Origin of the sequence: Rhizobacter sp. Root1221 (assembly GCF_001425785.1) — a bacterium.
In the GTDB taxonomy this organism is placed as follows: domain Bacteria; phylum Pseudomonadota; class Gammaproteobacteria; order Burkholderiales; family Burkholderiaceae_C; genus Rhizobacter.
In genome coordinates this window covers 1-22,387 of the sequence record NZ_LMDI01000036.1, presented here as the reverse complement: position 1 = coordinate 22,387, position 22,387 = coordinate 1, and the positions used below count along the sequence as shown (strand labels likewise).

The window sequence follows — 22,387 nt, the reverse complement described above, 5'->3', positions numbered from 1 at the left end:
CATGCGTGTTGACGTCCGGATCCTGCTGGAACACCCGCGCGCCGAGGAGGGCTGGCCGTGCGACTGCCGCTCGTGATCGCCGGCGAGCGCGTCGATTCCACCAATGGAGTCGACAACGCGCTCACGTCCCGGACCGGGAAGGCGATCGCCATCCCCTTCCTCGACGAGGCCACCGTGGCGCGGCTCGTGGCCGAGCCCCGGGACCGGCTCGTGGACGTTCCGATCCACGAGATCGTGTCCTTCCTCCACAACGTCGGGCACAACTGGAAATCGCGCGAGTATGCGCGGCGCCGCCTGTACGAACGCTACCTCTGCCAGTGCGTCGGCTATTCGGAACGGATGGCCGAGACGGAGGCCAACTGGATTGCGCTCTTCCTGTCGTCGCACTACCGCCTCTACGACACCCTCGCCGCGGAACTGGGTGCATGGCAGATGCTCGACAGCTGGGTGCCGCGCGAAGAGGCCCTGGTGCGGGCGTTGCCGCGGGGTCGGGTGCTGCACCTCGTCCCCGGGAACGTGTCGTTGACCTCGGTCGTGTCGATCCTCCGTGCGGTGGTCACGAAGAACGTTTCCGTCGTGAAGGCGTCGTCCGACGATCCGATGACCCCGATCGCCCTGGCGCTGAGCTTCGCCGATGTCGATGCCGATCACCCGGTGACGAAGGCCCTGAGTGTCGTGCACTGGGCCGGCGGGCAGGAGGCCGCCCATCACCGCAGCCTGGTGCAGGACGCCGACGTGGTGTGCGCATGGGGTGGCGACGCGGCCATCGCGTGGGCCCGGCAAAGCGCTTCGCCGACCGCCGAGGTGATGTTGTTCGGACCGCGCCGCAGCCTCGCGGTCATCGGCCGCGACGCGAACCGCCGGGACGCCGCCCGTGCGCTGGCCCACGACGTCGCGATGTACGACCAGCGCGCATGCTTTTCGGTGCAAAACGCCTTCATCGAAGGCCCCATCGCGCCGTTCGTCGAGGAGATCGAGGCGGCGTTCCGGAACTACGCGCAGCTCCTGCCCAAAGGGGTCCACGATTTCGATGAACGCGCAGGGGGGGCGCTGGCGAACCTGCATTCGTCGTTTGCGGGAGACGTGGTGCTGCAAGGTGCCGAGCGCAGCTGGTCCGTCGTGGTGTCCCCGTCGCACCCGATCGATCACCACCCGCTCGGCCGCACGCTGTACCTGCACGAAGTGGATGCCGCCGCCGACGTTGCCGATTTCATCGGGCCGGACGTCCAGACGGTCGCGGTCTATCCCGAGTCGCTTGCGGTCGCCTTGCGCGACGTCTGCGTGGTGCGCGGGGCTGCGCGTGTGGTCGAGCTGGGCCTCAACAACGTGTTCCGCGTGGGGGGCGCCCACGACGGTGTCTTCCCTCTCCAGCGGCTCGTCCGCTTCGTCTCGATGGAGTTGCCGTCCCGGGTGAATGTCAAGGGCATCGCCGTCCGGATCGACCAGACGACCTTCCTCGAAGAGAACCGTTTCCAGGAGTTCATCCCGTGAGCCTTGCCGATACCGACGCCACCACCGCGACCGCCAGCGCCAGCGCCACCGACCTGCTCGAACACCGTGTCGAGCATGAAGTGCTGAATGCCACCAGCAGCCTCGACTGCCTCGTGTTCGGGGCCGATCCGTTCGGCCTCCCGCTCGCGCGGCAGCGCGTCCTGCGCGAAACCCACGTGCGCGCCGCCCTGGCCAGGCACCTCGCCGGGTGTGCGCCTTACGCGGCGTTTGCCGAACGATGCGGCGCGGGGCCGCACGCCAGCCTGGACACCATCCCGGTGATCCCGACGGCGGCATTCAAGGGCCGCACCATTCTCAGCGTCGCGCCCGACGAGGTGGTCAAGTGGAGCCTCAGCAGCGGCACCCAGGGGGGCCAGAGCCGGGTGGGGCGGGACCTTGTGTCCGTCGAACGCCTGCTGGGGTCCGTGCGGGCCGGCATCGGGTTGATCGAATCGTGGCACGAGGATGACGTCGACGTGGTGCACCTCGGGCCGAGCCGGAAGGAGGCGGGTGACATCTGGTTCCTCTACGTGATGAGCCTCATTGAGCTGCTCCACCCCACCACCCACCACGTGGTGGATGGAGCGCTCGACGTGGGCGGCGCGATCGACCGCATCGCCGAGCTGCTGCGTCGCGACGAAGGGCACGTGGCCGTCGTGGGCCCGCCGTTTCGTGTGATGGAACTGGTGCAGGTGCTGGGCAACCAGCCGGGCCGCGTGCAGGCGGGGAACCGCCTGACCGTGGTGACGGCCGGCGGCTGGAAGCGGCTGTCGGGCCAGCAGATCGCGCGGGACGTGTTCGATGCACGCGTCCGCGCGGCCTTCGGCCTGGCCGCGCCGGGCCAGGTGCGGGACGTGTTCAACCAGGTGGAGCTCAACACCGTGTTCTTCGAGTGTTCGGCCCACCGGAAGCACGTGCCGCCCTGGGTGTACGCGACCACCCGTGACCCGGATCACCTCGCCGTCCAGGCGCCGGGCACGGTGGGTCTGCTGTCATACCTCGATGCCTCGGCGTCGAGTTACCCCTCGTTCCTGGTCACGGATGACGTCGGACGTGTCCACGAAGGCCCCTGCGGCTGCGGACGCACCGGCGCCACGGTGGACGTGCTACGCCGGGTGACGCGTGTGTCGGCGCGGGGGTGTTCCCTGGCGCTCGACGCGCACGCGGCGGGACGCGCCCCTTTGGAAGAAGGCACACGATGAGCGAGCTGACCTTCGAACGCCACGAGGCCCGCACGAAGGACGGGCGGCGGGTGGCACTGTGGACGCTGGCGCGCGCCAGCGGGCCCGTGCACCCGACACCGATCGTCATCGGGGCCGGCTTTGCGTTGCGCATGCACCATCTGGTGTCGGTCGCCATGTACTGCGCGCACAACGGCTTTGCCGTGTGCCGCTACGACCCCGTCAACCATGTCGGGTTGAGCGAGGGCGACATGTGGGACTTCACGCTGTCGGACAGCCTGCAGAGCCTCCAGGCGGCCGTTGACTGGATGTGCACCCGCACGGGTCGCCAGCAGGTGGCCGTGGTGGCGACGAGCCTGACGGCGCGTGTCGCGTTCGAACTGGCGGCGCAGAGCGATCGCGTGGGCCTCGTGGTCACCGCGGTGGGGGTCACCCACGTGCGCGAGACGCTGAAGAGGGTCTTCGGCGACGACTTCTCGCAATACGCTGCCAAGGATCTTCCGGAGTGCATCGTGCACGAGCGCAAGAAGATCGGCCGCAACTTCGTGGCGGACGCCCATGCGCACGACTGGTGGTCCCTGGACGGCTGCATTCGCTCGCTCCGGCGCGTCCGCAAGCCCCTCGTGAACTTCATCGGCAGCGATGACGCGTGGGTGGACCCTGCCGACGTGCACCGGGCCTTTTCCGAAGGCAGCGCCGGTCCCCGCAAGTTGCTCACGCTGGATCGGGCGCCCCATGACTTGAGCCGCGACGCGTCCGTGGCCCGCACGTTCCTGACCCGCACGGTGGAGGAACTCCTCTCGGCCGAAGGCGTGAAGGACAGCGCCCGGGTGCCCCCGTTCGAAGCGTTGATGGACCAGGCATTGAACGAACGCCGCATCCAGCGCCATTCGCCGAATCACGCGGCGTGATTGTTCCGCCATCACCACTACGAAAGGGTTCCATCATGAAATGGGGAGTTTGGTTGATCGCGGCGGCCATGCCGGACGAGAACCACGAGGAAGTGATCCAGGATGCGCTGGCCTACGGGAGAGCGGCCGACACGCTGGGCTATGACGAAGCCTGGGTGCTCGAGCACCACTTCACGGGGTACGGGACCTGCGGCTCGCCGATGACGATGGCCGCCTACGTGCTGGGGCAGACGACACGCATCAAGGTCGGCACGGGCATCAGCATCGTTCCGCTGGAGCACCCGTTGCGGCTGGCCGAGGAGGTCGCGTTGCTCGACAACATGAGTGGTGGCCGGTTCCTCTTCGGCATCGGGCGCGGGCTGTGGGTGAAGGACTTCAAGGTCTTCGGCGTCAACATGGAACACAGCCGGGAGATCATGGAGGAGTGGGTGGAGGTCATGCAGATGGCCTGGGGCTCGCGCAGCTGCAAGTTCGACGGGCGGTTCGTCCAGTTCGACGAAGTCGAGGTGTACCCGCGCCCGCTGACGACACCTCACCCACCCATCTACGTCGCGGCGCAGTCGCCGTCGACGATCGAATGGGCGGCCGCGCGGGGCTTGCCGATGATGCTGACGTTCATCCTCGACGACCAGGCGAAGCTCAACCAGATCGAGCTCTACGCATCGGTGGCCGCAGACCATGGGTTCGACCCCGGGAAGATCGACCACGCGATCTCCTGCCTCGCCGGCGTGGGGCCCACCACGCAGGCGGTGATGGACGCGTCTCGCGACCGGTTGATCTGGTGGCAGGACGAGTTCGTTCGTGCCAGCACCATCTTCGCGCCCGAGAACCTCAAGATGCGTGGCTACGAATGGTTCGCCCGCGAATGGGAAAAGCAGGCGATCGCCGGCAAGTACCCGGTGGCCGAACGCGTCGAGAACAACTTCCGGATCAACCCCATCGGGTCGGTGCAGGAGTGCGTCGACAAGCTGAACAAGACGGCCGAGATCACGGGTGTCAGCCACTTCATCTGCGGGTTCGAATCGGTCAGCGGCAAGCGCGGGCCGGTGCTCGAGTCGATGCAGGTCTTCAAGGAGGAAGTGATTCCCCGCGTGCTGACACCGCGGAGCAAGTTCGGGCGCTGAGCCCGCCGATGCCGCCCACCCGCGCAACAGAACATGAAGGATTACCCGATGAGTGCACTGCTGGATTCTCCCCGCCCCTCCTGGTTCCAGCGATTCACCCGGTCCCAACTGGGTGACAAGCTGATGGCGCTCGTGCTCGTGGCATGGATGACGAACTCGTCCATCATCGCGATCAGGAAGGACCTGGGCCTCGCGCTCACGCTGCTGTTTGCAGCGGTCATCGTCCTCAACGTGCAGGTCTTGTTCCGGCGCGTGCCGGCCAAGGTGACGTCCAACCCCTGGTTCTGGTTGTTGACCGTCGCGGCGAGCGGGCACATCGCCCTCTACGCCTTGCTGATGACGGACGCGGCACCGCCGCTCACGCCACATTGGCTCAACAACACGATGGCCGTAGTGGGCATGAGCTTGATGGTCTGGGCCCGGGCTACCATGGGGCTCAACTTCGGCTTCGTGCCGGCGCTCCGCGGCATCGTCACCACCGGCCCGTTCCGCTTCGTGCGTCACCCGGTCTACACGAGCCTCGTGATCCTGCTGGTCGTGAACTTCCTGGATCACGCCTCGGTGACGAGCTTCGTGCTGGGCCTGTCAGGGGTGGTGCTGTGGGTGCTCAAGGTCTTCGCCGAGGAATCGTTCCTTCGCCATGAGACGGCGTACCGCGACTACATGGCGGCGGTGCGGTGGCGGCTCGTGCCCGGTGTCTTTTGAGGAGAGCCGGATTGGAGCCCACGAACCACGAGAACAAGGCGCTGGAACTCGGCGGCGCGCAGCTGCGCGAGTTGATCGATCGTGTGGCGCAACGCCTGGAGGTCTTCGTCGATGGCATCGAATCGTCGCCCGCGAGCCGCGAAGGTGGTGTGTCGCGGTTGGTCGACGAACCGATGCCCAAGGTGGGTGCCCCGCTCGACGATGTGCTGGACCTGCTGTTCTCTCGTGTCATCCCGTCGGGATACAACACGACGAGTCCGGGGTTTCTCGGCTATTTCGGCGGCGGCGGCATTCCGCAGGCAGCGGTGGCTGACCTCATCGCGGGGACCGTGAACCGCTTCGTCGGGCGGTGGGCCGCCGCACCCGAAGCCGTGCAGCTGGAGTCCAACGTGATCCGCTGGTTCGCTGACATGGTGGGGTATCCCGCCACGTCACGCGGGGTCCTGACGAGCGGCGGTTCGATGTCCAACCTGACGGCCCTGTTCACGGCCCGCCAGCGCCTGCTCCACGGGCAGGACCTGCGGCTGGCGAGGTTCTACGCGTCGGACCAGTCGCACTTTTCGCTTCGCAAGGCCGCGATGGTCTGCGGATTGCCGAACGAAGCATTCCGCGAAGTCCCGACGGGCGAGGACGGTCGGATGGATGTCGACGCCCTCGATCGGCTCGTGCGCGAAGACCGGGCTGCGGGGTTCCTGCCGTTCCTGGTCGTGGCCACCGGCGGCACGTTCAACACCGGCGCCGTCGACGACGTGGCGGGCATCTGCGCCTTGGCGCGCCGCGAGCGCCTGTGGTGCCATCTCGATGCGGCCTATGGGGGGTTTTTCGTGCTGACGGGGCAGGGGCGCGCGCTGCTGGCGGGGCTCGACCAATGTGACTCCATCACGCTCGATCCGCACAAGTCGTTTTTCCTGCCCTATGGCACGGGGGCCTTGCTCGTCCGTGACGGGCGCGGCCTGAAACAAGCCCATGCCGTGGACGCCGACTTCTACGGGCCCCTCCAGGACGACCCCGATTGCATCGATTTCTGCTCGCACGCGATGGAGCAGACCCGGGCGTGGCGAGGGCTGCGCATCTGGTTGCCACTGAAGCTGCACGGCATCGCGCCGTTCCGGGCGAACCTCGAGGAAAAGCTCGCGCTTGCTGCCCATGCGGCCGAGGCGTTGCAGCGCATCCCCGGGATCGAGCTGGTGGCCAAGCCGGCGTTGTCGGTGCTGGCGTTCCGCCTGGTGCGCCCAGGCTGTTCACCGGCCGAACTGCAACGCCTCAACGAGCGGCTGCTGGCGGAGATCAATCGGCGGGGCCACATCTTCCTGATGGGGAGCGTGGTCCGGAAGACCTACGCGCTGCGGATGTGCCTCTTGTCCTTCCGGACGCACATCGACCGGTTGGAGAGTGGCATTGCGGACGTTCACGAGGCCGCGCGGTCGTTGCAGCCCGGCGCGTGAGCGAGCCTGTGGTTTCTTGGTGTTCAACAACGAGGTGAAGGAGAAAAAGATGGATTCTGTCGAGCGCACACTGGATTCCTGGGAACTGACGACGGAGCCGATCCGGCCCGGCGCGCCGGACCTGGCCTACATGACGGCGCAGATCAAGAAGCGGTTCGCCAAGCCCCGCGTGCTCATCCTCGGGATGACACCGGAGCTGGTCGACATGGCGCTGCAACTGGGCGCCGCGCGAGTCGTGGTGATGGAACTGCGGGCAGTGGGCCTCGCTGCCTACAAGGAGCTCGTGGAGGGGGCGTTCGAATCGATCAACGGTGACTGGCGCGTGTACCAGCGGTCCTGCGATCAGGCCTTCGACGTCATCCTGGGGCACGGATCGTTCATCTTCCTGTCGTTCCCGTCGGATTGGCTCGCCACGCTGGCCGTGGTGCGCAAGTACCTGGTGCCGGGCGGGATCCTGTCGATGCGCCACTTCCACGTGCCGCCCGTCGAGTACCCGTTTCCGCCCAACTACAAGCGCCTGCTGGAGGAGTTTGAAGCCCGCGCAAGCGGCGCGGATGAAACCCGCCGGGCCCAGGAGTTCATCACCACGGTCACGTCGTTGCGTTGTTCCGCCATCCTGGGGGCCACCCAGCCCGACGGGGTGGTGGACCAGGTCGAACTGGACCGGCTGATGGCGTGGGCGAAGCAGGACCTGGAGCAGAAGTACGGCCATGAAAAGGTGTGGCAGCGCATGCGCGACGAGTTCGACTACCCCACGGCGGCGGGCTATGGGTCGGTCCGGCCGCTGGCCGCGCCCCGGCTCGACCAGGTGATCCCGGTGCTCGAGGCCGGAGGTCTGGCCATCGAGGACGTCACGCCGATCGGCGACCAACCATTGCCCGGGTGTTTCGTGTTTGTCACGGGCACCTTCAAGGCGCAGTGACCGGCAGCCCGGAGGCCCGTGCGTGGCCTTCGGTGCGCCAGGGCCTGCCGGCGGCCCGCTGTCTCCGTGGTGCGGCCGTCGGGGATAATCCGGCCGTGATGCGCCGGACGCTCGCCGCGCGGCGAGCCGGGACGAAGCGCCGTCACCCCCAGGAAACCCGGAACGCGCATGGAAAACAGTTCGTTGATCCGCTGGCACTCGATGTTCATGGGTGTCGCGCTGCTGGCGTCCGCCAGATCGAAGGATTCCCGCAAGCGCAATGGCGCGTGCGTGGTGAGCCCCGATAACAAGATTGCCGGGGTGGGCTACAACGGCCTGCCTCGGGGGTGCACGGACGAGGACCACACCTACTGGATGGACGACGACAGCGACCCGTACCAGTCGCGGCACAGCTACATCGTGCACGCGGAAATGAACGCCATCCTGAACTGCGTGGTGCTGCCGCTCACCGGCTTCACCATCTACGCCACCCAGTTCCCGTGCCCGAAGTGCGTGCAGTCCATCATCCAGGTCGGCATCCGCAAGGTGATCTACCTCGAGAAGAAGTCGCATCAGGTGCGGGTCAACGCGGCCGCCACGAAGATGCTGAACGATGCCGGCATCGCCGTCGAGGCGCTGTCGGAGATCGAGCCCCAGTCGGCCGACTGGTCCTCGGAGCTCGCGCAGTTCATCGATCGCACCACGGGCGGCCCTGGGGGTGTGCCGTGACGCCGCGCGTGACGAATCCGTCGAAAAGGACTACAAGAAGATGGGCGGCATGAGCCGGCCGTTCACCTGACGCGGTCGCCCGCCGAGGAGCAGACATGAAGTGGGAAGGCAATCGCGAGAGCGACAACGTCGAGGACGCCCGTGCGGGCGGAGGCCGCGGAGGCGGCTTGCCGTTTGGCGGCGGGCGGGGCATCGGGCTCGGCACCATCGCCGTCGCGCTCGTGGCCGGCTGGATCTTCGGCATCAACCCGCTCACGGTGCTGGGCCTCCTGAGCGGCGGCGGGCAGCCGGGCGCGGTGCAGCAGGCCCCGGCCACCAAGCCGCCGGCCGACGACCAGATGGCCCGGTTCGTCTCCACCGTGCTGGCCGACACCGAGGACGTGTGGCGCGAGCAATTCAAGGCGCTGGGCGGCACCTACCGCGAGCCGAAGCTGCGCCTCTTCCGCGGGGCGGAACCCACGGCCTGCGGCCGAGGTGAGGCGGCCATGGGGCCGTTCTACTGCCCAGGAGACCAGAAGGTCTACATCGACCTGAGCTTCTACGAGACCATGCGCAACCGGCTCGGCGCGCCGGGCGACTTCGCCCAGGCCTACGTGATCGCCCACGAGGTGGGGCACCACGTGCAGAACCTGATGGGCATCACGAACAAGGTGGACAGCGCGCGCGGCCGGGTCAGTGCCGCGCAGCAGAACGCGCTCAGCGTGCGCCTCGAACTGCAGGCCGACTGTTTCGCCGGCGTGTGGGCCCACCACGCGGAGGCCGCCCGCCAGATCCTCGAGGAAGGTGACGTCGAGGAGGCGCTCAACGCGGCGTCCCAGATCGGCGACGACACGCTGCAGCGCAAGTCGCAGGGCACCGTGCAGCCCGAAACCTTCACCCACGGCACCAGCACCCAGCGCGTCACGTGGTTCAAGCGGGGCTTGAGCACAGGCAGCGTGCAGCAGTGCAACACCTTCGAGGCGCGTCAGCTCTGAGGGCCCCCCGTGGGGGTGTCCAAGGAAACTCGGGGCGGCCCGGTTTCCTTGAGGCTGGCGTGAAGCGCCGCACCTTGAGCGGCATGCTGCGGTGGTCGAGTGTGCAGGTGTAGAACTCCAGCGGCTCGGCGATGACCGGCCAGCCCGAGCCGATATTGCGTGAGCCGGGCCAAGCCCATTGGCGACGCCTGGCGCTGTGGTTCATGCGCCATTTGATGTTAGGGGTTTCCACTTAATTTCTGATGAAAGAGAATCTTCTGATCAGATTCGCTCCCCGCGTCATCACGCGAAGAAATGACAATTCGTATTGCCTCCGTAGAGTCCGCTTTTCCCGGGTGCCACATCGCAAAGCGGGAACTCATTGAATATGTCAAGCAAAGGCATCAACCCTTTTCGACCCCTTCCGAGTTGGCGCGCCTGGAAAAATTGCATCGAGGCGTTGCCGTCGAGGGTCGTCATTTTGCGCTTGCGCTGGATGCTTATCGTTTACTTCGCGACGCGCAGAGCAAACATTCAGCTCTGACATCGATAGCGACTGACTTGGGCAGGAATGTTGTCGCTCGAGCCCTCGATGCAACAGGCCTGGCACCGACCGAAGTCGACCACGTCATTCTGGCCTCGTCTTCGGTGATCAGTTGCCCCACGGTAGATGTCCGCATCATCAGTGACCTCGAGATGCGCAGCGACGTCATTCGCACACCGCTGCTTGGTTTGGGATGCGCAGGCGGACTGATGGGAATCTCTCGTGCAGCCGATTATCTTCGTGCGTATCCGGGTGGCGTGGTGGTTTTTTGCGCAATTGAACTCATCAGTTTATTTTTGCGCTGGGAAGATTGCAGCATCAATGCGCAGAGCAATATAGGCCTCTTTGGAGATGCAGGCGCGGCAGCGGTATTGGTCGGCCCGAACCATCCTCTCGCAAGAAACGAGCAGATGCTCGGCCCATCCATCCTGGCTTCGCGCTCCGTACTGCTCAGGAACACCCATACCCTGGTACGCGTGGATTCCCTCTCCGAGGGAGACCACCCGACCATGGCACACGACATATCCGACTTCATTGGGGCCCATGTGCGAAGGGAAGCGGAAGCGTTTCTGGCATCGCATCGCCTGCGGCTCAGCGATATTGGTTCCTGGATATGTCACCCCGGCGGGCCGAAAACGGTCGCGAAGATGGTCGAGGCATTGGACCTGCCCGCAGCCACTGCGGACCTGATGCACAGCACCCTGCAAAGCTGCGGCAACGTCTCCAGCGCAAACCTCCTGGTGCTGCTGCAAACCATCATGAATAAGCAGCGGCCGGCACCGGGCACCCATGGCCTGGCAGTGAACTACGGCCCGGGATTCAACTTCGAGTTCGTGCTGGTGCGCTGGTAAGTCGCTCACACGCCAACGCCGTACTGCCGCCTTCGCAGTCCTCCTCTTCCTCTCTTATCGCTCAAACCCATGCCTTCCACCTTTGAGGGCATGGCGCAGCCGCGCCATGCCTCGCCCATGCCGTATGTCTGGCCGGACAAGAAGCGCTGCGCGCTTGTCATATCGATCGACGTGGATGAAGAGACGCCCATGCTGTGGCGCACGCGGAACAACAATGTTCGCAACGTCGCTGAACTTGAAATGCGCCGCTTCGGCCTTCGAGTGGGCATGCCGCGCATCCTCGAGCTCCTCGCGCACCACCAGGTACGAGCAAGCTTTTTCGTACCCGGTGCGGTCGCCGCATCGAACCCGGGCCTGCTGCCGACATTGCTGTCTCACGGCCACGAGATCGGGCTGCATGGATACTTTCACGAACCGGTCGCCGAACTGAGCCCGAACGAGAACGCGATGGTTCTCGATCGAACGACCCGGGTGTTCAAGGAGCAAACCGGTCGGGTGCCGCGGGGATATCGCTCACCGTGTTGGCAATACACCGAGGAAATGCCAGGGCTCCTGATGGCGCACGGCATCGAATACGACAGCTCGATGATGGGCTACGACCACCCTTACACATTCGAGGGCCTCTCGGAAATACCTGTCAGCTGGTCTACCGACGATGCGGTTTCGATGCTCTTCATCGGCGACGGAAGCGACATGAGCCCGCCATGGCCCGCCAGGAATGTCATGGACCACTGGTTCGACGAATGGCAGGCCACCTTGTCGAGCGGTGGTCTGGCGATGATCACCTTGCACCCTTGGGTATGCGGAACCGCCACTCGAATGGCCATGTTGGACAACCTCCTTCGACGCATCCTCAAGTCCGACGGCGAGAACAGCACCGGTGTCTGGTGCACCACCGCGCAGGATGTGGCCACCTACCACCGGACGTCCGTGAACTTCGAGAGGTTCGCGGTTTCGTCGGACGTTCCCAACGCACCTCGGTACGCGTTCAACTTCTAAGAGGAGAGCTGAAAAGTGCAGGCATCTCGTGATTCGTGGATCGACAGCCGGTTGCGCGCTGATGGATCGGTGGCAGATGAGATCGACGTCATCGATTTCGGGCGCTTCTTGAATGGCAGCATCAAGGAGCGCGGGCAAATTGCGCAACAAATTGGCGCTGCATCAGCCGAGATCGGCTTCTTCTACATTGCCAACCACGGCATCCCTTCGACCCTCATCGACCGCGCCTTTCAAGAAATGCAGCGTTTCTTCGCGCTGCCAATTGACGGAAAGACGCAGATTCACATCACGAACTCGAAGAACCACAGAGGGTACTTCGAGATCGGGCGCGAGAACTTCGACCCGGCCGTTTACCGCGAAGGTGACTACAAGGAAGGTTTTCATATCGGGCGCGAGCTCTCGCCAAGTGACCCCGACTTCGGCCTGCCGCTCAGGGGCGGCAATCAGTGGCCCAAGCAGCTTCCCGGGTTCCGGGATGTCATGGTCGAGTACTTTGACGCATGCATGAATCTCGGGCTGCACTTGATGCGGGCCATGGCCGTTGCACTCAGCCTGCCGGACACCTTCTTCGACGCCAAGTTCGACAAGCCGCTGCCGACGCTGCGGCCACTGCACTATCCGCCCCAATCCGGCAAGGTCGACTATTCCCAGGTCGGGTGTGGTGAGCACACCGACTTCGGGTGCCTCACGATACTGGCGCAGGACGAAGTGGGCGGACTACAGGTTCAGAACAGGCGAGGACGCTGGATTTCGGCACCGATGATCGAGAACACGCTTCTGATCAACATCGGCGACATGCTGGCGCGCTGGTCAAATGACCGAGTGGTAGCGACCCCGCATCGCGTGATCAATGCTTCAGGCGCCGACCGCTATTCGCTGCCGTTTTTCGTTGACCCCAACTTCGATGCCGACTTGAGTGTCTTGCCCACTTGCGTGTCGGAAGGCAACCCGGCGCGCTACAGGCCGACAACTGCAGGCCAGTACTTCCTCGATCGCATCGAGTCGACCTTCAGCTACAAGAAGTGAGCGGCGGACCATGCTGTTGAGTTGCATCGGAAAAACTGCACTTCACTATGACGGAGACAACGAAAGGGTCCGCCAGTTTTCAACCGAGTATGTGGACGATCCTGTCACGCTGCACCAACTGCTGTCGCATGCCAATGACTTTGCCGATCACCATGGTGCGACGCGCATCGTCGTCAGGGCGCTCACGAACCAGAACCTCCTGCTCTCCGCGGCCACGCTCGCGGCGTCGCTCTGCTATCGGTTGGAATCGATCATCGTGGTGGGCAGCGATTTTGCCGGCTACAGCCTGGTCACCTATGCACGAAATCTGACCACTCGATTCAGCAATTCGAGTGTCGTGTTGCAACAGCAGCAAATGCTCTTTGATGTTCGCAACGCACCCAAGCGCGGAAGCGATCGTGATCTCATGGTGAAGGTGAAGGCCGCAGGCTTTCGTGTGGAACGTCTGAAGGGAGAACGGCTGGACGCAGACCACCAAGATCTGGCCACCATGATTTCTTCGTCACTGCAGGAAGAACCATCCGCCTTCCGCGATGAAATCGCGGTGCTGTTGCGAGACCCCGAAAAGTACACCGTCGTGGCCTTGCGCTCGGAAGACACGGGGCGCCTCCACGGGATGTGCGCTTCCGAACGCAAGAACATCGCCATGCGCAACGGCAGGACGCTCAGGCTTGCGGAGAAGGCGTGGGCTGTCAAGAATCATCACGCGGATGGCGAGAACCAACGCGGCTTGACGGCCATCTTGCACCTGGCGTTGCAATTGGATGCCTACCGGCAGCGTACACACGTGCTTTTCGCAGAGAGCCGGTCAGCGCTGGTTGCGATTAACCGCATCAACCATTGTGCGGGCATGAGGGCCGGCGGCATGCTGGAAAAGCACGTGACGATTGGTGGCGACGAAGATGTGCCGGAGGGCCAGTCGGACAGGCACTCGATGTACCGCAACATGAATGTGTGGTTCATCAATCACGATGAACTCGGGCGCGTGGGCCCGCATTTGGCGGCGCTCCTGGAGCCAGCCGGTGTGGTGAGTTAGCAATTCGCTGAACGATCGAGGCGTTCCGAATCGATCGTGTACCGTGTGCACACGAGAGCCAAGCCGCGCGAGCCGCTTCGGCGCAAGCGAACTTGTCGATGCGTAGCTGGCGCATGTGCCCCGTGGGGGCGGCGCGAAGCGCCGCCCGGGGGGCCGGTCAATATGCCGCGGTGAAGCGCTTTTGGACGTGCTTCGGCGTCTCGATTTCATCGACGATCGCGACGGCCAGGTCGGCCACCGAGATCTTCGCCGGGGCATCGCCGTTCATCAGCAACTGGTCGGCGCCGAGGCGGAACGTGCCGGTGCGCGGGCCAGGTTCCAGGATGGCGGCCGGCGAGAGGAAGGTCCAGTCGAGCGTGGTCTCGTTGCGGATCTCGTTCAGCGCGTCGCGTGCGGCCAGCGCGCCCTGTTTCCACTCGGCCGGGAACGCCGGTGTGTCCACACCCTGCACGCCCGGGGCCACGAACAAGCTGCCGGCACCACCCACCACCAGCAGGCGCTTCGTGCCGGCGCGCTTGACGCCGTCGACGATGGCACGCGTGCCCTTCAGGAACACGTTGTAGATGTCCGGCTCCGTCCAGCCCGGGTTGTAGGCGCTGATCACGGCGTCCTGGCCCCGCACGGCGTCGGCCACCTGGGCGGCGTCGAGCACGTCGGCCGTCACGGCCTTCAATCCCTCGCGGGCGGTGTACTTGGCGGGGTCGCGGGCCAGCGCGGTGACCTGGTGGCCCCGCTGCAGCAGCTCTTCCAGCACCGCCGTGCCGACAAATCCGGTGCCACCGATGAGCGCGATCTTCATGAAGTTTTCTCCTGGTTGGAAAGTTGATGGTGTGACGATACGTGCTTCACAATCAGCCCGTAAGTCGTTCAAATCGAACAAGTTTCTTTAGGTGGACTTCACAGTGGACGATTTCAAGCGGATGGCGGTGTTCGCGGCCGTCGTGGAACAGGGTTCGATGAGTGCGGCAGGCCGGCTGCTGGGCCTCAGCACCTCGGCGGTCAGCCAGCAGGTGCGTGCGCTCGAGGAGCAGAGTGGCGTGACGCTGCTGCACCGGTCCACGCGCAAGCTGAGCGCCACCGACGCCGGCGCCCGGTTCGCCGAACACTGCCAAGCCATGGTGGCGGCCGCCTCGTCTGCCCGCCAGCAGCTGTCGCTCGCGCACGATGCACCGTCGGGTGAGCTGCGGATGTCCGCGCCCGTGGGTTTCGCGCGGCATGTGGCGCCCGGCCTGGCGCCGTTGCTGGCCGGCCACCCGGCGCTCACGCTGCACCTGGTGGTGGATGACGCGATGATCGACCTGATCGACGCCCGCATCGACCTCGCCATCCGTGCGGGCCGGCTGGCCGATTCCACCTGGGCCGCACGGCGCCTGTGCGAGTTCGACTGGGTGATCTGCGCGTCCCCCGAGCACCTGCGCCGCCACGGGGTGCCGCAGCGGCCGGTGGACCTGCTGGGGCACCAGTGGCTGGCCGGCCCGCGCGGTACTGGTGGGCTGCAGTTCACGCTCACGGGCCCGGGTGGCGAGCCGGAGACGCTGCGCGTGGAGCCGCGCATCACCAGCAACAACCAGCTCACCCTGCAGCAGATGTGCCTCGCGGGCCTGGGCCTGGCGATGGTGACCTTGCCCGACGTGTTCGACGACGTCCGGGCAGGGCGCCTGGTGCAGGTGTTGCCCGAGTGGCAGCAGCCGCGCATCCCGGTGTGGGCCGTCACGCCGCAGCGCGAGAACCAGCCGGCGAAAGTGCGGCACGCCATCGCGGCTCTGGCGGACCACGTGAGCACCTTGGCCGGCGTGACGCGGTGAGAGGCTGCGCCCAACCCGCCCCCGTGGGGGTCTAGGAACTTGGGGCGGCCCGGCGTGTCAGCGCGGACGCAGCAGGATGTCGCGCCCCACGTGGCGGATGTCGGTGTGGCCGCAGAAGGCCATGGTCAGGTCGAGTTCTCGGGCGATGAGTTCGAGACAGCGGGTGACACCCGCTTCGCCCATGGCGCCCAGGCCATAGAGGAACGGGCGGCCGATCAGCGTGCCCTTGGCGCCAAGGGCTACCGCCTTCAGCACGTCCTGGCCCGAGCGGATGCCGCCGTCCATCCACACCTCGATGTCCTGGCCCACGGCCTCGGCGATACCGGGCAACGCGGCGATGGACGACATGGCCCCGTCGAGCTGGCGGCCGCCGTGGTTCGACACGATCAGCGCGTCGGCACCGCTGTTGGCCGCGAGGCGCGCATCCTCTTCGTCGAGGATTCCCTTGAGGATCAGCTTGCCGCCCCAGCGCTTCTTGATCCATTCCACATCGGCCCAGCTCAGTGCCGGGTCGAACTGCTCGGCGGTCCATGAGCTGAGCGACGAGAGGTCGCCCACGCCGGTGGCATGGCCCACGATGTTGCCGAAGCTGCGCCGCGGGGTCTTCAGCATGTTCCAGCACCAGCGCGGTTTGGTGGCGAGGTTGACGAGGTTCGCGAGCGTGGGTTTGGGCGGCGCGGACAGGCCGTTTTTCAGGTCCTTGTGCCGTTGTCCGAGGATCTGCAGGTCGAGCGTGAGCATCAGCGCGCTGCAGCGGGCGGCCTTGGCGCGGTCGATCAGGCGTTCGATGAAACCGCGGTCGCGCATCACGTAGAGCTGCAGCCAGAACGGCTTGGTGGTGCGCGCCGCCACGTCCTCGATGGAGCAGATGCTCATCGTCGACAGCGTGAACGGCACACCGAACGCTTCCGCCGCGCGGGCCGCGAGGATTTCGCCGTCGGCGTGTTGCATGCCGGTGAGGCCGGTGGGTGCGAGCGCCACCGGCATGGCCACGTCCTCGCCCACCATCGTGCTGCGGATGGAGCGGTTTGCCATGTTCACCGCCACGCGCTGGCGCAGCTTGATGGCCTGGAAGTCGGCCTCGTTCGCGCGGTAGGTGCTTTCGGTCCACGAGCCCGAATCGGCGTAGTCGTAGAACATGCGCGGCACCCGCTTTTTCGCGAGCAGGCGCAGGTCTTCGATGTTCGTGATGACGGGCATGGGAAGCGGTCCTTCGGGCGGTGAGGACTGCACTCTACGCCAGCGGGAGGTCGCGTTGCCGGCGGCGCGCGGTCAGTCGGGCGTGCAATCGAACGTGCGGTCGAACAACGGCATGGGTGACAGGTAGACGGGCTCCGGCTCGCGAGCGGCCCACGCGGCCGGCGCGGCCGCGGGGTTGACCAGTTCGCCGAGGCTCGCGAGGTTGCCGGCGCGAACCCCCAGCAGGCGCATGCGGCGGTCCAGGGCCACGCGCTTGAGGCATTCGCCGGCGGCCCGCCGGATGGTGCGGGCGTCGAAGGTGTGGGCGGGCAGTGTCACGTCGCGGGTGACGATGCGGAAATCGTCGAAGCGAAGCTTCAGGCCGATGGTCTTCGCCGCGTAACCCTTGCGTTCCAGGTCGGCGGCGAGTTGCACGCACAGCTGCGTGAACAGCGCCGTGAGTTGCGGGCGGTCGCGCACCGCGTGCAGGTCGCGCTCGAACGTGGTTTCCCGGCTGATGGACTTGGGTTCGCTGTAGAGCACCACGGGCCGGTCGTCGCGGCCGTGGGACGCGGCGTGCAGCCACGCGCCGTAGCTCTTGCCGAATTGCGCAACGAGGAAGGCCGGGTCGGCCGCGGCCACGTCGCCGATGGTCACGATGCCGAGTGCCGCGAGCTTTTCGGTGGCTTTCGGGCCGATGCCGTTGACCTTCTTCGCCGCCAGCGGCCAGATGCGGGTGGGCACGTCGGCTTCATCGAGCAGCGTGAGGCCATCGGGTTTGTCGAGTTCGGACGCGATCTTCGACAGCAGCTTGTTCGGCGTGATGCCCACCGAGCAGGTGAGGCCGGTGGCGGCGAACACCGCCTGGCGCAGCGCCTCGCCGGCGGCGCGCCCGTCGTCGTGGAGGGCGCCGGGGATGTCGGTGAGGTCGATGTAGATCTCGTCGATGCCACGGTCCTCGACGAGCGGGGCCACGTCGCGCACGGCAGCCTTGAAGAGACGCGAGTACTTGCGGTATTCGTCGAAGTCGACCGGGAGCAGGATGGCGTCGGGGGCCAGCGCCGCGGCTTTCATCATGCCCATGGCGGAGTGCACGCCGAGGGCCCGCGCCTCGTAGGTGGAGGTGGTGACGACGCCCCGGCCGGTGTAGTCGCGCAGGCGGGCGTAGCGGCGGGTGCCGTCGGGGCCGGCCTGCGGGGTTTGGGCGCGGCCGCCACCGATCACCACCGGCTGGCCTCGCAGGTCGGGATACCTCAGCAACTCGACGGAGGCGTAGAAGGCGTCCATGTCGAGGTGGGCGATGAGGCGGCGCGGGGCAGGGGCGGTCACGGCAATGCCGGGTGGTTGCTGTATGGGTATACAGTATCGGCGACCGGGGCCGGAAAAACAACCAGGAGGCTGGGCGGCAGAGCGGCGGGCCCCAGCCTTCTGGGGGTTTACAGCCGCGCCGGCCGCGGTAGCCTCGGGGCCTGTTCGTTCGACATGGGGAGACCTCCTTGGTGGTGCGAGTCGTGAAACTGGGCAGCCCGCGGGCTGCCAACGAAGGCACACGCATCGGCACGGTGCGGCGGCCGCCGCGCGGGGTGCCGAAGGTGAAGTTCGCGGAGGAAGACTGGTACGACGTCTGGTACCCGAACCTCGCACCCACGGTGGACACCATGAAGCTGGGGCAGGGCGCCGACGCCGACGCCGCCTGGGCCGCTTTCGTGCGCAAGTACCGCGCGGAGATGGCCACCCCCGAAAACGACCGCACGCTCGACCTGCTCGCGGCCCTCTCGCAGGGCGCCAACTTCTCCGTGGGCTGCTATTGCGAACACGAAAACCGCTGCCACCGGTCGGTGCTGCGCGCGCTGCTCGCGGACAAGGGGGCAGCGCTCGCGCCACCGGACGCGCCTTGACGGCGCCTGCCCACACGTTCCCACGGGTCCGGGCGTTCGCATAGACTCGCCGTTCGTCCAAGCGGAGGTGTCTGTGCAACTGATCGGAATGCTCGATTCGCCGTACGTCCGGCGTGTGGCCGTGTCGCTCCAGCTGCTGGGGTTGCCGTTCGAACACCACGCGGTGTCGGTGTTCCGCACGTTCGACCAGTTCCGCGCCATCAACCCGGTGGTGAAGGCCCCCACGCTCGTCTGCGACGACGGCGAGGTGCTGATGGACTCCACGCTGATCCTCGACTACGCACAGGTGCTGGCCGCCGGGGCCCGCCCGCTGCTGCCGCCCACGCTGCCGCAACGCCAGCACGCGCTGCATGCCGTGGGCCTCGCGCTGGCGGTGTGCGAGAAGAGCATCCAGATCGTCTACGAGCACGAGTTGCGCCCTGCCGAGAAGCGGCACGACCCCTGGCTCGCCCGGATCACCGGTCAGTTGCTCGACGGCTGCGCTGGCCTGGATGCGGCGCTGCGCCGGCATCCGCTGGCGACGGGGGCCGGCACGATCGACCAGGCCGGCATCAGCACCGCCGTTGCGTGGACCTTCATCCAGGCCATGGTGCCGCAGGTGGTGCCTGCCGCCGACTACCCGGCGCTGGTGGCGTTCACGGCCCAGGCCGAGACGCTGCTGGCCTTTCGCGCCGCGCCGCATGGCCTCGGCACGGTGAGCGCGGCATGATCGCCAGCGCGGGCATCGCCTTCCTGCATTTCGCCGCCGTGTTCGGCGTGTTCGGCACGCTGGTGGGCGAATGGCTGGTGTTCAGCCGCGCGCCCACGGTGGCCCAGGCCCGCCAGCTGCAGCGGCTCGACCGCCTCTACGGGCTGAGCGCCACGGTGCTGCTCGTGGCGGGGGGCATCCGGGCCTGGCGGTTCGAGAAGGGCCTCGACTACTACCTGTCGAACCCGTTCTTCCACCTGAAGCTGACGCTGTTCGTGCTGGTGGGCCTGTTGTCCATCTATCCCACCGTCGCATTCATCCGCTGGTCGAACGACCTGAATGCCGGCCGCGCGCCCGTGGTGACCGAGGCGCAACACGCGTGGATCGCCCGGCTGCTGAAGATCGAGCTGATGGCGCTGTTCGCCATCCTCGTGTGTGCATCGCTGATGGCCAAGGGCATCGGCGCCTGAAAATCGAGGTGTTGCCATGGTCCAGACCCTGCTGCTCTTTGCCGTCGTCGCCTTCGTCGCCATCGCGATGCCCGGCCCCACGGTGCTGCTGGCGCTGAGCAACGGGTCGCGGCACGGCGTGCGGCTCGCGCTTGCCGGCATGGCGGGTGCCGTGGTGTCCGACGTGGTGCTGGTCACCGCATCCGCGCTGGGTCTCGGGGCCTTGCTGGCCGCATCCGAGTTCTGGTTCTCGGTGGTCAAGTGGGTGGGCGCGGCCTACCTGGCGTGGCTGGGCTGGCGCCTGCTGCGTTCGCACCGCACGCTGCAGTTGCCCGAGGCGCCGGCCGACGCGGGCGAGGCGCGGCCGCGCCAGTTGTTCGCCCGCAGCTTCCTCGTGGCCGTCACGAACCCGAAGGGCTACCTGTTCGTCTCCGCCTTTTTCCCGCAGTTCATCGACCCGTCCCTGGCGCAGGCGCCGCAGTATCTCGCGCTGGGTACGGTGTTCGTGGTGCTCGACGTCGTGGTGATGCTCGGCTATGCGTTCGCGGGCGCGAAGGTGATGCGCTTGCTGGGCGGGGGCGGCCTGCGTGCACTCGACCGCGTGTTCGGCGGTGCGCTGCTGGCGCTGGCGGCCTCGCTCGCGTTCGCGCGCCGCGCGGCCACGTGACCTGGGGGGCGCCCATGCACGACCTGTCGTTCTGGCTGATGTTCGTCGGCGCGGTGGTGGCGCTCAACGTGTCGCCCGGTCCCGACATGATGTACATCGTGTCGCGTTCGCTGAACCAGGGCCCGCGGGTGGGCGTGGCGTCGGCGGTCGGGGTGTGTTCCGGCGCGCTGGTCCATGCGCTGGCTGCGGCGCTCGGGCTGTCGGCGCTGCTGGCGGCCTCGGCCCTGGCGTTCACCGTGCTGAAGTACGTGGGGGCGGTGTACCTGGTGTACCTCGGCTGGCGCGCATTGGCGTCGGCGTCGGGTGACCCGGCCGCCCCGGAGGCACGGCCGCCCGCCACCGCGTGGCAGGCGTGGCGCGAGGGGGTGCTCATCGACGTGCTGAACCCGAAGGTGGCGCTCTTTTTCATCGCGTTCCTGCCGCAGTTCGTGCGGCCGGGCCACGGGGATCCCGCGTGGCAGATCCTGGGCCTCGGGCTGTTGCTCGTCGCCGTGAGCGTGGTCGTCGAAGTGGCCATCGCCCTGCTCGCGGCACGTGCCGCCCGGGCCCTGGCGAGCAACCGCCGGGTGGCGGCGTGGCTCACCCGGTCGTTGGGCGCCGTGCTGATCGGCCTCGGCGTGCGGCTCGCCTTCGCGGAAACAAGGGCTTGACGCGGCCGGGCCACAATCGCGGCTGGATGAACTGCGGATTGGCGAAGATGATGGATCGATGGTTGAGCCGGTTCCTGCGGGTGCGGCGCATGATGTCCCTGGTGCTGGCCTGCACGGCGTGGATGCCCCAGGCCCAGGCGGCCGACAAGGAATCCGCCGGCTGGCGCATGAACGTGCCCAACGGCTACCGCCAGGCATACGAGGACGAAGGCCAGACGCTCGTGCTCACGCCTGCGAACCCCGAGCAGTTCCTGGTGCGCTTCACGTACCACTCGCTGAAGGACTACGTGAAGGAACGCCCGAAGGTGGGCCGCGAGTTCATCGAACACCTGGCGGGCAAGAAGGGCTTGAAGACGTTCGCCGTCGAGGGCAACGGTGGCGTGGCCTACCTCGAGCCGCCCGTCGTGTCCGAGCAGGACGGGGGGCGCGTGCAGGAAACCGCTGGCGGCCTCGGGCTCGACGACGCCTATGTCACCTTCACCGTCGTGATCGACGAGGCGGCCATGTCGGACCCGGCCGTGAAGGAATTGCTGCGGTCCGGCATCCAGGTGCTGCTCGGCCGCATCCACAGCGCGCCCGGCTGAACCCCCGTTCGATTTTGCCGGCCGCCCGTGATGCGGCGCGGCGGCATGTCAAGAGGCATGGACGTGGGCGCGACAGATGGGATGCCTGTCGGCCAGCCCGGCCCGAGCCCGGGGCGCCATCACCGCGGACGCCTTTGCCAGCCCGCTGGGCCGCCAGGCCGCAGCGAGCGAAACCATGGCCTGCATTTATCACAGGCGCGGCGTTCCGCCACTTCAGGTCTTCCTGCCCCGTTGGAAATTGCCCCTAGGCATTAACGATAAGTTATCAAGGTTAACGCGTTATTAATAATTCGTCGGTTGGATGAATTGTGGTGGCGTGATCGTGAGGACGCGGTCCACAGCATCCAGCGAGTGGCGCACAAAACAACCTCACACACACACGACGAGGAACCACCTTGAACAAGACCCGACTCATCATTGCCCTGGGGCTGGCCGGCATCGGCAGCGCCGCGATGGCAGCCCCTGCGATCGACTTCTCCGGCTACATGCGCGCCGGCGTGGGCGTCACCGCCCGTGGCGGCACCCAGGTGTGCTTCCAGCTGCCGGGCGCGGACACGAAGTGGCGTCTCGG

24 protein-coding genes are annotated in these 22,387 nt (G+C 66.5%); 21 read left to right on the top strand and 3 right to left on the bottom strand.

The window, feature by feature from the left end; translation table 11 throughout:
* The first annotated feature begins 57 nt into the window (after nucleotides 1-57).
* From ASC87_RS22695 to ASC87_RS22630, 13 genes are all read left to right on the top strand, one after another.
* Entirely contained in the window at nucleotides 58-1,491 is a 1,434-nt protein-coding gene (locus tag ASC87_RS22695; RefSeq protein ID WP_056667896.1) for an aldehyde dehydrogenase family protein, read from the top strand.
* A complete protein-coding gene (locus ASC87_RS22690; protein WP_056667892.1) occupies nucleotides 1,488-2,693 on the top strand; it encodes a hypothetical protein in 1,206 nt (401 codons plus the stop codon). Before ASC87_RS22695 ends, ASC87_RS22690 begins: the two co-directional genes overlap by 4 nt.
* Entirely contained in the window at nucleotides 2,690-3,583 is an 894-nt protein-coding gene (locus tag ASC87_RS22685; protein WP_056667889.1) for a hypothetical protein, read from the top strand. Before ASC87_RS22690 ends, ASC87_RS22685 begins: the two co-directional genes overlap by 4 nt.
* 35 nt (nucleotides 3,584-3,618) lie before the next feature.
* Complete coding sequence (locus ASC87_RS22680) at nucleotides 3,619-4,707, top strand: LLM class flavin-dependent oxidoreductase (RefSeq protein ID WP_082568857.1); 1,089 nt, start codon at nucleotides 3,619-3,621, stop codon at nucleotides 4,705-4,707.
* A gap of 48 nt (nucleotides 4,708-4,755) precedes the next feature.
* A complete protein-coding gene (locus ASC87_RS22675) occupies nucleotides 4,756-5,412 on the top strand; it encodes an isoprenylcysteine carboxylmethyltransferase family protein (RefSeq protein WP_056667882.1) in 657 nt (218 codons plus the stop codon).
* An 11-nt stretch (nucleotides 5,413-5,423) separates the two neighbouring features.
* Complete coding sequence (locus tag ASC87_RS22670; protein ID WP_056667879.1) at nucleotides 5,424-6,857, top strand: aminotransferase class I/II-fold pyridoxal phosphate-dependent enzyme; 1,434 nt, start codon at nucleotides 5,424-5,426, stop codon at nucleotides 6,855-6,857.
* 49 nt (nucleotides 6,858-6,906) lie between these two features.
* Entirely contained in the window at nucleotides 6,907-7,779 is an 873-nt protein-coding gene (locus tag ASC87_RS22665) for a class I SAM-dependent methyltransferase (protein ID WP_157604235.1), read from the top strand.
* A 168-nt stretch (nucleotides 7,780-7,947) separates the two neighbouring features.
* Nucleotides 7,948-8,487, top strand: coding sequence for a dCMP deaminase family protein (locus ASC87_RS22660; RefSeq protein WP_056667872.1), 540 nt, complete (start codon nucleotides 7,948-7,950; stop codon nucleotides 8,485-8,487).
* A 95-nt stretch (nucleotides 8,488-8,582) separates the two neighbouring features.
* The gene (locus ASC87_RS22655; RefSeq protein ID WP_056667870.1) at nucleotides 8,583-9,461 is read left to right on the top strand and encodes a neutral zinc metallopeptidase; all 879 of its coding nucleotides are present in this window, start codon (nucleotides 8,583-8,585) and stop codon (nucleotides 9,459-9,461) included.
* A 294-nt stretch (nucleotides 9,462-9,755) separates the two neighbouring features.
* Nucleotides 9,756-10,835 (top strand): type III polyketide synthase, encoded by a 1,080-nt coding sequence (locus ASC87_RS31020; RefSeq protein WP_082568855.1) that lies wholly within the window; start codon nucleotides 9,756-9,758, stop codon nucleotides 10,833-10,835.
* 69 nt (nucleotides 10,836-10,904) lie between these two features.
* Nucleotides 10,905-11,834 (top strand): polysaccharide deacetylase family protein, encoded by a 930-nt coding sequence (locus ASC87_RS22640; RefSeq protein ID WP_056667861.1) that lies wholly within the window; start codon nucleotides 10,905-10,907, stop codon nucleotides 11,832-11,834.
* 15 nt (nucleotides 11,835-11,849) lie between these two features.
* Entirely contained in the window at nucleotides 11,850-12,860 is a 1,011-nt protein-coding gene (locus ASC87_RS22635) for an isopenicillin N synthase family oxygenase (RefSeq protein WP_082568854.1), read from the top strand.
* Nucleotides 12,861-12,870: 10 nt separating this feature from the next.
* Nucleotides 12,871-13,896 carry a hypothetical protein gene (locus ASC87_RS22630; protein WP_157604233.1) on the top strand — a complete coding sequence of 342 codons (1,026 nt, stop codon included), beginning with the start codon at nucleotides 12,871-12,873 and terminating at the stop codon, nucleotides 13,894-13,896.
* Between the two features lie 157 nt (nucleotides 13,897-14,053).
* Here ASC87_RS22630 and ASC87_RS22625 read toward each other — a convergent pair whose 3' ends face one another.
* Nucleotides 14,054-14,695: an NAD(P)-dependent oxidoreductase gene (locus ASC87_RS22625; RefSeq protein WP_056667853.1), complete on the bottom strand. Its 642-nt coding sequence runs from the start codon at nucleotides 14,693-14,695 to the stop codon at nucleotides 14,054-14,056.
* 91 nt (nucleotides 14,696-14,786) lie between these two features.
* Between ASC87_RS22625 and ASC87_RS22620 the strand changes: the two genes are divergently transcribed.
* Nucleotides 14,787-15,701, top strand: a complete 915-nt coding sequence (locus tag ASC87_RS22620; RefSeq protein ID WP_369820783.1) for a LysR family transcriptional regulator — start codon at nucleotides 14,787-14,789, stop codon at nucleotides 15,699-15,701.
* A gap of 57 nt (nucleotides 15,702-15,758) precedes the next feature.
* Here ASC87_RS22620 and ASC87_RS22615 read toward each other — a convergent pair whose 3' ends face one another.
* Nucleotides 15,759-16,901, bottom strand: coding sequence for an alpha-hydroxy acid oxidase (locus ASC87_RS22615; RefSeq protein WP_056667850.1), 1,143 nt, complete (start codon nucleotides 16,899-16,901; stop codon nucleotides 15,759-15,761).
* 72 nt (nucleotides 16,902-16,973) lie between these two features.
* Nucleotides 16,974-18,209, bottom strand: a complete 1,236-nt coding sequence (gene dinB, locus ASC87_RS22610) for a DNA polymerase IV (RefSeq protein ID WP_255359225.1) — start codon at nucleotides 18,207-18,209, stop codon at nucleotides 16,974-16,976.
* 167 nt (nucleotides 18,210-18,376) lie between these two features.
* On the opposite strand from dinB, the gene ASC87_RS22605 reads away from it, so the two are divergent.
* From ASC87_RS22605 to ASC87_RS32080, 7 genes are all read left to right on the top strand, one after another.
* On the top strand, nucleotides 18,377-18,778 hold the full coding sequence (locus ASC87_RS22605; RefSeq protein ID WP_056667847.1) for a DUF488 domain-containing protein: 402 nt from the start codon (nucleotides 18,377-18,379) through the stop codon (nucleotides 18,776-18,778).
* A 73-nt stretch (nucleotides 18,779-18,851) separates the two neighbouring features.
* Entirely contained in the window at nucleotides 18,852-19,487 is a 636-nt protein-coding gene (locus ASC87_RS22600) for a glutathione S-transferase (protein WP_056667844.1), read from the top strand.
* Nucleotides 19,484-19,936, top strand: coding sequence for a DUF2214 family protein (locus tag ASC87_RS22595; protein ID WP_056667841.1), 453 nt, complete (start codon nucleotides 19,484-19,486; stop codon nucleotides 19,934-19,936). The genes ASC87_RS22600 and ASC87_RS22595 overlap by 4 nt, the downstream gene beginning before the upstream one ends.
* A gap of 16 nt (nucleotides 19,937-19,952) precedes the next feature.
* Nucleotides 19,953-20,582 (top strand): LysE family translocator, encoded by a 630-nt coding sequence (locus tag ASC87_RS22590; protein ID WP_056667837.1) that lies wholly within the window; start codon nucleotides 19,953-19,955, stop codon nucleotides 20,580-20,582.
* Nucleotides 20,583-20,596: 14 nt separating this feature from the next.
* A complete protein-coding gene (locus ASC87_RS22585; protein ID WP_056667835.1) occupies nucleotides 20,597-21,232 on the top strand; it encodes a LysE family translocator in 636 nt (211 codons plus the stop codon).
* A gap of 47 nt (nucleotides 21,233-21,279) precedes the next feature.
* The gene (locus tag ASC87_RS22580) at nucleotides 21,280-21,816 is read left to right on the top strand and encodes a hypothetical protein (protein WP_235582247.1); all 537 of its coding nucleotides are present in this window, start codon (nucleotides 21,280-21,282) and stop codon (nucleotides 21,814-21,816) included.
* 452 nt (nucleotides 21,817-22,268) lie between these two features.
* Nucleotides 22,269-22,387 (top strand): carbohydrate porin (locus ASC87_RS32080; protein ID WP_200954478.1); only part of this gene is annotated, 119 nt, incomplete at its 3' end.

What these genes read in the sequence shown, in the direction of transcription:
- ASC87_RS22685 (WP_056667889.1), top strand. Translation starts at nt 2,690, where the DNA reads ATGAGCGAGCTGACCTTCGAACGCCACGAGGCCCGCACGAAGGACGGG.
- ASC87_RS22680 (WP_082568857.1), top strand. Translation starts at nt 3,619, where the DNA reads ATGAAATGGGGAGTTTGGTTGATCGCGGCGGCCATGCCGGACGAGAAC.
- ASC87_RS22675 (WP_056667882.1), top strand. Translation starts at nt 4,756, where the DNA reads ATGAGTGCACTGCTGGATTCTCCCCGCCCCTCCTGGTTCCAGCGATTC.
- ASC87_RS22665 (WP_157604235.1), top strand. Translation starts at nt 6,907, where the DNA reads ATGGATTCTGTCGAGCGCACACTGGATTCCTGGGAACTGACGACGGAG.
- ASC87_RS22660 (WP_056667872.1), top strand. Translation starts at nt 7,948, where the DNA reads ATGGAAAACAGTTCGTTGATCCGCTGGCACTCGATGTTCATGGGTGTC.
- ASC87_RS22655 (WP_056667870.1), top strand. Translation starts at nt 8,583, where the DNA reads ATGAAGTGGGAAGGCAATCGCGAGAGCGACAACGTCGAGGACGCCCGT.
- ASC87_RS31020 (WP_082568855.1), top strand. Translation starts at nt 9,756, where the DNA reads ATGACAATTCGTATTGCCTCCGTAGAGTCCGCTTTTCCCGGGTGCCAC.
- ASC87_RS22640 (WP_056667861.1), top strand. Translation starts at nt 10,905, where the DNA reads ATGCCTTCCACCTTTGAGGGCATGGCGCAGCCGCGCCATGCCTCGCCC.
- ASC87_RS22630 (WP_157604233.1), top strand. Translation starts at nt 12,871, where the DNA reads ATGCTGTTGAGTTGCATCGGAAAAACTGCACTTCACTATGACGGAGAC.
- ASC87_RS22625 (WP_056667853.1), bottom strand. Translation starts at nt 14,695, where the DNA reads ATGAAGATCGCGCTCATCGGTGGCACCGGATTTGTCGGCACGGCGGTG.
- ASC87_RS22615 (WP_056667850.1), bottom strand. Translation starts at nt 16,901, where the DNA reads ATGCCCGTCATCACGAACATCGAAGACCTGCGCCTGCTCGCGAAAAAG.
- ASC87_RS22595 (WP_056667841.1), top strand. Translation starts at nt 19,484, where the DNA reads ATGATCGCCAGCGCGGGCATCGCCTTCCTGCATTTCGCCGCCGTGTTC.
- ASC87_RS22590 (WP_056667837.1), top strand. Translation starts at nt 19,953, where the DNA reads ATGGTCCAGACCCTGCTGCTCTTTGCCGTCGTCGCCTTCGTCGCCATC.
- ASC87_RS22585 (WP_056667835.1), top strand. Translation starts at nt 20,597, where the DNA reads ATGCACGACCTGTCGTTCTGGCTGATGTTCGTCGGCGCGGTGGTGGCG.
- ASC87_RS22580 (WP_235582247.1), top strand. Translation starts at nt 21,280, where the DNA reads ATGATGGATCGATGGTTGAGCCGGTTCCTGCGGGTGCGGCGCATGATG.